At 48.5% G+C, this 7,546-nt stretch carries 8 protein-coding genes; 2 read left to right on the forward strand and 6 right to left on the reverse strand.

Features of this window, described 5'->3' with window-relative positions; all coding sequences use genetic code 11:
• From A3751_RS11885 to A3751_RS11900, 4 genes are all read right to left on the reverse strand, one after another.
• The coding region (locus A3751_RS11885) for an ABC transporter transmembrane domain-containing protein (RefSeq protein WP_255376084.1) at positions 1-925 on the reverse strand (925 nt) is incomplete at its 3' end.
• A 63-nt stretch (positions 926-988) separates the two neighbouring features.
• Positions 989-1,411, reverse strand: coding sequence for a biopolymer transporter ExbD (locus A3751_RS11890; protein WP_068456215.1), 423 nt, complete (start codon positions 1,409-1,411; stop codon positions 989-991).
• On the reverse strand, positions 1,408-2,016 hold the full coding sequence (locus A3751_RS11895) for a MotA/TolQ/ExbB proton channel family protein (protein WP_369819952.1): 609 nt from the start codon (positions 2,014-2,016) through the stop codon (positions 1,408-1,410). Before A3751_RS11895 ends, A3751_RS11890 begins: the two co-directional genes overlap by 4 nt.
• A 166-nt stretch (positions 2,017-2,182) precedes the next feature.
• The gene (locus A3751_RS11900; RefSeq protein WP_156492398.1) at positions 2,183-4,543 is read right to left on the reverse strand and encodes a DNA internalization-related competence protein ComEC/Rec2; all 2,361 of its coding nucleotides are present in this window, start codon (positions 4,541-4,543) and stop codon (positions 2,183-2,185) included.
• Positions 4,544-4,642: 99 nt separating this feature from the next.
• On the opposite strand from A3751_RS11900, the gene A3751_RS11905 reads away from it, so the two are divergent.
• Positions 4,643-5,170 carry a DUF2062 domain-containing protein gene (locus A3751_RS11905; protein ID WP_068456224.1) on the forward strand — a complete coding sequence of 176 codons (528 nt, stop codon included), beginning with the start codon at positions 4,643-4,645 and terminating at the stop codon, positions 5,168-5,170.
• Between the two features lie 61 nt (positions 5,171-5,231).
• On the opposite strand, the gene A3751_RS11910 is transcribed toward A3751_RS11905, so the two are convergent.
• On the reverse strand, positions 5,232-5,924 hold the full coding sequence (locus tag A3751_RS11910; RefSeq protein WP_068456226.1) for an ABC transporter ATP-binding protein: 693 nt from the start codon (positions 5,922-5,924) through the stop codon (positions 5,232-5,234).
• The gene (locus A3751_RS11915; protein ID WP_231876885.1) at positions 5,917-7,137 is read right to left on the reverse strand and encodes a lipoprotein-releasing ABC transporter permease subunit; all 1,221 of its coding nucleotides are present in this window, start codon (positions 7,135-7,137) and stop codon (positions 5,917-5,919) included. The genes A3751_RS11910 and A3751_RS11915 overlap by 8 nt, the downstream gene beginning before the upstream one ends.
• A gap of 19 nt (positions 7,138-7,156) precedes the next feature.
• Here A3751_RS11915 and A3751_RS11920 point away from each other — a divergent pair.
• On the forward strand, positions 7,157-7,546 hold a 390-nt coding region (locus A3751_RS11920), incomplete at its 3' end, for a hypothetical protein (protein WP_197466303.1).

Genomic DNA, 7,546 nt, shown 5'->3' on the forward strand with positions numbered 1-7,546 from the left:
TCTGTGTCAGCTGTCGAATTGGCTTAGCCATCGTAGAGGCGGCAGTAATAATGACCACAAACGTCGCCGCGGTCATATCTCCTCGAACGTCCGGAGCAAGAGCCAGCCAAATCAAAATAGAAACCGACAACGCCACCAATAACTGAATAACTGGTGTGCTCACCATCTTGGTAAGCTCCATTTTTAAGCTTTGTACTAAGTTGTACTTACTCGAATCGAGAAAACGCTCTTGCTCGTACTCTTCGCCGCCAAATATTCGAACAACTTTGTAACCCGTAACGACCTCCGAGGTGACATGAGTAACATCGCCAACAGAGCTCATGATGCGCTTGCTTAACTTGCGAAAGCGCTTGCTCACATAGCTCAACACAAAACCAATCAGCGGGCCTAAGCTTAAGAAAATAAGTGTAAGTTTCCAGTTCGCATGCACCATCACTCCAAGTAGGAATAAAACGGTAAGACCCTCGCGAATAGAGACGGTAATGGCATCGGTCGTGGCGGATGACACTTGTTCAACGTTGTACGTAATGCGCGAAATCAGATGTCCGGACGAATTACTGTCAAAAAACGCGGTGGGCAGTTTAAGATAGCTATCGAAAATATTCAGACGCATTTGATGGACAATATTTCGTCCGACATAGGCAATATAATAGCCCCCAAGAAAACCGCCCAAGCCACGCATGGCGAACAACCCCAAAATCAATGCGGGAAGCATTATTCGCCCTTCTGGCGTTGGGTTTTCTACGGTTTTAATCACATACTCAAGCGCCTGTACCATTGCAGCGCTGGCGCCAGCATAGATAAAGTTACCTAAGACACTGAGAGCAAAAAAGAATTTTAGAGGTTTCAGGTACACCAAAAGGCGGCGATAAACCTGCCAATTGGAGTCTTCATTTTCCTGTAACGCTTGCGCGTCTTTTATCATAGTGGGCCGCTAACCTAAGTAAATCTGCAAGAAACCGCCCCTACTACATGGGCGGGCGTGCGATTAATTTTTCGACTGCGCTCTTTGCGTTGTGATACTCAGCTGAACAAACCCGAGTTGACCTGCGACATCCATAACACGAACAACATATTCGTGGTCGGTTTTTGAGTCTGCGGTAATAATAAACGGTATCTTGGTGTTTCCGTTTGAAATTCTCTCAACCGCCTTCTTCAGGGTATCTTCCTGATTGTTGATCAGTGCTCTCTCATTTACAGAGAACTCACCTTCAGCATTAATGATCACTTCAATCTCGTCAGCCGTTGGTTTCGCCGGATCTGCACTCGACTGAGGCAAATCGATCTCCAAATGGCTTTCCTTAGTAAAAGTGGTCGATACCATGAAAAAAATCAACAACAAAAACACCACATCAATCAGCGGTGTTAAGTTGACTGAAACTTCTTCAGAGGATTGGCGTTTGAAATTCAAGGCGTTGTTTCCTCTGCACGCGATGGTTCGCGCTCGCCTTGAACAACCTCTACAAGGCGTAAGGCGTCTTGCTCCATATCCACAACGATCTCGTCAACACGGCGCAAAAAGTAACGGTGAAAAATCAAGGCCGGGATCGCAACCGTCAGGCCTGCCGCTGTTGTGATCAACGCCTCAGAGATACCACCAGCAAGCGCAGCTGCGTTTCCAGCACCTTCAAGTTGCAACTGGGCGAACACCTTAATCATACCAATGACTGTTCCCAATAAGCCAAGCAAGGGCGCGATCACGGCAACAGTACCAAGGCCGGTCAGGAAGCGCTCCATCTCGTGTACAACGTGGCTTGCCTCTTCCTGGATACTTTCTTTCATGACTTCACGGCCATGCTTTGCATTGACAAGCCCTGCCGCCAAAATACGTCCAATTGGCGCCGCTTCTTTCAGCTCACGAAGTTTTTTCGAATCAAGTTCCTTTCGCTTGATCCATCCCCAAAGGTCATTCACGAGCGCTTTAGGCGCAAGACGATTCACGCGAAGCGTCCAAAAGCGTTCAATGATAATGGCTAAAGCGAGTACAGAACAAAGCAGTAGGGGGAACATAACCATTCCGCCTGGCTTTAATAAATCTAACACTGAAGATTCTCCCGAGAAGCGTGCAGCTTATACTTTTTCGATGGCATAAGAGCCTGATTGGGCTGTACTTTATCACAATCGCGCTGTTTGAAAAGTGCGGTCAAGCCGCAAACTTGGTTACGTTTCGGAAAGTTGTGCTTCAGCGAGCAAGCCAATAGACGTCAGACTGGTTTCTCGAGCGTTCAAGCTCTAATCGAGTATCGCCCCCCACAGACACCTGTTTCACCTTAAAAATCAACGCGCCTGTATCGGCTGTATTAAGGACCTCGGCACCAAAACGCTTCGCCCTTCCCACCGCCTCTGCAGATGGGTGCTGAAAACGATTTCCATAGCCGGAGGAGAAGATGACGAAAGAAGGTTTTACATGCTTTAAAAGCGAAATACGCGTTGCGGCTTTTGCGCCGTGGTGACCGGCTATCAACACTTCAGACCTCAACTCATCTAGCTTACCCAGCTGCGCATAATGGCGAATGAACGCACGTTCATACTCCCCCTCAAGATCCCCCATTACCAAGAATCTGTATCCGAACAACGTAAAGCGCACCACGCAAGAACGCGCATTACCACGAGCCTGTTCAAGAGTCGGGTTCGCTGCGGGCCACAGCACCGACATCGACAACGCGCCCGTATTCAATCGCTGCCCTAACATGCAGGGACGCACTCTCTGCTCTTTCGGCATTTCCGTTCTCTCGGGCTCTCCGAGTAGCGCGACGCGCGGTTGCAATTTGGTCGCTAGCCACTTAGCGTCACCGGCATGATCCGCATCACCATGACTTACAACCAAGTACGTTTTTCTGACTAAGCCCGCATACTCTCGAAGATAGGAAAGAAGTACGGTCTTAGCGGATGAGTACTTCGCATAACTTGGACCCGTATCGTAGATCCAAAGCTGCTCATCTTGCTGGGCGACAAGGGAAAGCCCCTGCCCTACATCGAGAACAGCAAACTGCTCGACCGACGATACCGAGCTAATGCCGCCAAAACGTGTGTTCAAAACCAACAAAAAGATCAATAAAAGCAAACCGGCTGCCAACCAAAGCAACCTGAGCCGACCCATGATCAATAGAAAAAGCAGCAATGCAGAGTAGCTCACGCCATAAAGAATTTGATCTAGCTGCTCGCGCGCTGAGTTTGCAGCAGCACCAACCCCCAACCCAAACTCCAACCCTATAGCGAGGAAAGCGAATAAGAAATTCAAAACGGTATCCACTACATCAAAACCGATGGAGGCCATCACCGGTAGCAAAGCACTCACCAGCACAGAAAGAAGTGACAAAGGCAATACAACAACGGACACCCAAGGGATAGCCACGAGATTCGCAGGTAAGGAAAATACAGAGCTATGCATCGCAAAGTGCGTCTGAATTGGCATCAAACCAAGTGTGAGCAGGCACTGCAGGATAATCATGCTCTTCAGAAGTCCATAAGAGCGGCCTTTTAGCAACATGCGGTAAATTAGAATCAACCAGAATACTGCGACAAAAGAAAACCAAAAACCGGGATTTAAAGGCGCTAACGGATCAATACCCAATACAAGCACCAGAGCTAACAGGTATGCCGACCACGCCCCACCCGGAACCTTGCCACTAATTAAGGCCATCGCGCAGAGCATCATCACATAGGCGCGCTGCGCAGACGGAGAGAAGCCAACCATAGCAATGTAAACCAGCCCCACCAGCGCAACCGCGGGAAAGACAAAATATCGGATACCAGCCTTCTGGAGCATGAAGTAGACCAGCCAGCAAACAATACCAACATGAAGGCCCGAGATCGCCATTAAGTGCTGAGTGCCACTCAACTTAAGCACTTCGCTTTGATGTGCGCTAATCTCAGCGCGATGCCCGAGGACCAACGCGATCACAACACCAGACTGATCTAAACCAGAGAGTTGGGAGTCCAGATAGCGCTTTAATTTCCACCGCTGCTCCGTAACAAGCGACAACATATGTTGCGAAAGCGAACAGTCAAAGCGCTCTAGCGACTTGGCGTAAGCAAAACCAACAATCCGCTCAGCAAACAAATATCGCTCGTAGCTCCCCGACCAGGGATTAAACGAACTGCGCGGGGCTTTTAGTTTCACCGTGCCCTGCCAACACATACCTGACTCTGGGCGAGGCGCATCACCTGACAAGGAAAGCAGATAACGTCCGCGATCAGTGCACAGCGTCACACGCACACCAAAATCATGATTGACCGGGATACTGCATAAGTAACCTGACACGAACTTGTGCTCGCCCGACTCTGATTCAGCTACTCTCATATTCTGATGGCTAGCAACTTCCCAAGAAGCATAACTCACACCAAACAAAGCCAAGAGAAAAACGGTCAACAGCTGTTTTAAAGCGCCTTGTAACCGCCGACGAAAACGCGCGCTGAATAAGCCACAATAAACACAAACAAAGAAGCAGATCGCAACAAAAATCGCTAACGCTGCAAATGGACTTGGACTAAAATGAACGAGCAAGACGCCCGTGCAAAAGGCAAATAAACTTGGATACATTATCTCTTCCGTGAGATAAGATTCACGCAATCCTTGCGCAAAACAGCAAATGAGAATTAGATAGCAGCCCAAAGTTTGAGCTTGCTAGCAGTCGCCATCATGCCAAAAGATTTTCTAAAAAAACACTTACCAAAGCCGGAAAACATTCGGAACAATAAGTCCCTTCGTTTTCTTGGCGACATGATCCATGAGCCAAATCTGTGGCACATGAATCGTCATAGCGTCACCAAAGCCATCGCCATAGGACTTTTCTGGGGCTGTATCCCAATGCCATTTCAGATGGTTGCTGCCGCATTCTTTGCTGTTTGGTTGAATGCTAATCTGCCGCTATCGGTAATGACAGTTTGGTTTAGCAACCCGATCACCATGCCACCTATTTTCTACTTTGAATACCTTGTCGGAACGTGGGTATTGGGTATGCCTCCCCTGGGTTTTGAGTATGAGCTCTCCTGGGCATGGCTGGAATCGAGGCTCTATTCCGTCGGTGTTCCGATGTACTTGGGCTCGCTCATTGTCGGAACTGCGGCAGCTGCAATTGGTTATTTTGTCATGTCGTGGCTGCTCAAGCGAAATGTTCGAAAACGCTGGGCTGAGCGTATAGCCAAAAGACAACAAAGGGATAGCTAGACCAGGACGGCGCCGGCGCATTGAAAACAAAACTATTTTGGATACTCTGCTTTAGAGGCCGCTAGACGGCAATCAGGCCACCCTGCTCTAGATGCAGTGCGCGATCCATTTTGGACGCCAAACCGGTATCATGCGTCACAACAACGAAACTTGTGCCGCTCTCGGCCCTTAGATTCAGCATAAGCGCTTGAATAGACTGAGCTGTTTGCTCATCCAAGTTACCTGTTGGCTCATCCATCATGACGACCCGAGGGTTGTTTACTAAAGCCCTTGCAATTGCGACACGCTGGCGCTCACCGCCCGAAAGCTCAGAAGGCTTATGTGTTAGACGAGCTGAGAGACCAACCCGCTCCAACAAAGCTGCGGATTGCTCTAGAGCCCGCTTCTTGTTAACTCCAGCGATAATCAGCGGCATCGCCGCATTCTCTTGCGCACTGAATTCAGCAAGCAAATGATGAAACTGATAAACAAAACCTAGATGCTGATTCCGCAAAGCAGTTATCTGCCGATCATTCGCGGAACCAAGATCAACACCACACAGACGCACAGCGCCGGAGCTAGGAGCGTCTAAGCCACCAAGTATATTCAACAGCGTGGTTTTTCCGGCTCCAGAACTACCGATAATCCCGACGGTCTCACCCGCTTTTAAATGAAAATCTAGGTTTTCAAAAATTGTCAGCGCGGACACACCATCATTATACGTTTTACCCAATCCACTGGCTTCGATTACCGTCTGTGCTGCCACATCACTCATACCGTAACGCCTCCGCAGGTTTAACCTTCGAAGCGCGCCAGGCCGGGTAAAGTGTCGCCAAAAGGCTTAAACAAAGAGCAGACCCAGTGATAATGGACACATCACTCCAACGCAATTCGGATGGCAAATCACTGATGAAATAGACGTCTGGACTAAGAAACTGCATTTGCATGACAGACTCAACAAAAGAGATGATCTCAGAAACATTCAATGCCAATAGTACTCCGAGGACAGTACCGACGATGGTACCAACGACGCCAATGTACGCACCCTGCACAATGAAAATACCCATAATTGCGCGAGGACTCGCCCCCATTGTCCTTAGTATGGCGATGTCCGACGTCTTATCTGTCACGACCATCACCAAAGTGGAAATAATATTAAACGCAGCAACAGCGACGATGACCATTAATAACAAACCAATCAGCGTCTTCTCCATTTTGATCGCAGAAAACAAATTGCCGTGGGTCAATGTCCAATCGACACTGTAATAGGCTTCATCAAGACTGCTCGCGAGCTGTCTTGAAACAAACGGCGCGTCAAACAGGTTATCCATTTTTAGACGAATGCCGTTCACGTAGCCAGTCATTCGCATGACCTTGGCCGCATCCTCCATATGTATAAGCGCTAATTGTCCATCCAGGTCAGCCCCAACACGAAATATTCCACTAACCGTAAATCGCTTAAGACGAGGAAACACGCCAGCCGGCGTCAATGACGCCTCTGGCAAAACCACCGTTACTCTATCGCCCGCCTGAACGCGCAACTGCCTTGCCAACATATCTCCTAGAATAATCTTGAACTCGCCTGGGGCAAGATCCTCAAGCGCGCCCTGAATCATGTGCTTGTTGATGATGGATACGGTTGTTTCTTGCTCGGGCAAAATACCATTGAGCTGCGCGCCCTGAACAAGGCCTTTCGAACTAAGCATGCCTTTAATTTGGATAAAAGGTGCCGCCGCCTGGACCTTAGGATGCGCAGTCACAAGCTCATCCACACTTTGCCAATCCTGCATACTGGCATACGGTTTAATTACCGCGTGAGGCACCATGCCAAGAATGCGCGTACGAAGCTCACGATCAAACCCATTCATTACCGAGAGAACGGTAATTAACAAACCCACTCCGATGATCAAGCCGACCATCGAAATAAGAGAAATAAACGAGATAAAGTGATTGCTGCGCTTCGCTGAGGTGTAGCGATAGCCAATCATTGCTGGATACCAATTTTTCATGCCGGCATTAAAACACATCCATCGGCATTGCAATAGTTACTGCATGGCAAGAGAACAAGGAAAAAATTGCGTACTGAAACGCTTTGTTTCTCAGCAGAATGCGCAAGTCTTTGCTTTACTTAATGGATTAATCAGGAGTTCAAACATGCCCTTCAAAACCATCGCTTGTTTTCTGGCACTCACACTTGGCGCGGCCACTCATGCTGAAACCATCAAACTGAAACTTGGAGAACAGGGAAAACAAGAACAAGTGGAACTTCCACTGCGCGGTATGAGCATGGAGGAAGTAGAAACGCAGTTTGGGAAACCTGAAACAAAAACAAAACCTCGCGGAGAACCTCCGATCAGCGCATGGCATTATGCAAATTTTGCGGTCTATTTTGAGAGT

The sequence above is a fragment of the Oleiphilus sp. HI0080 genome, from assembly GCF_001635135.1.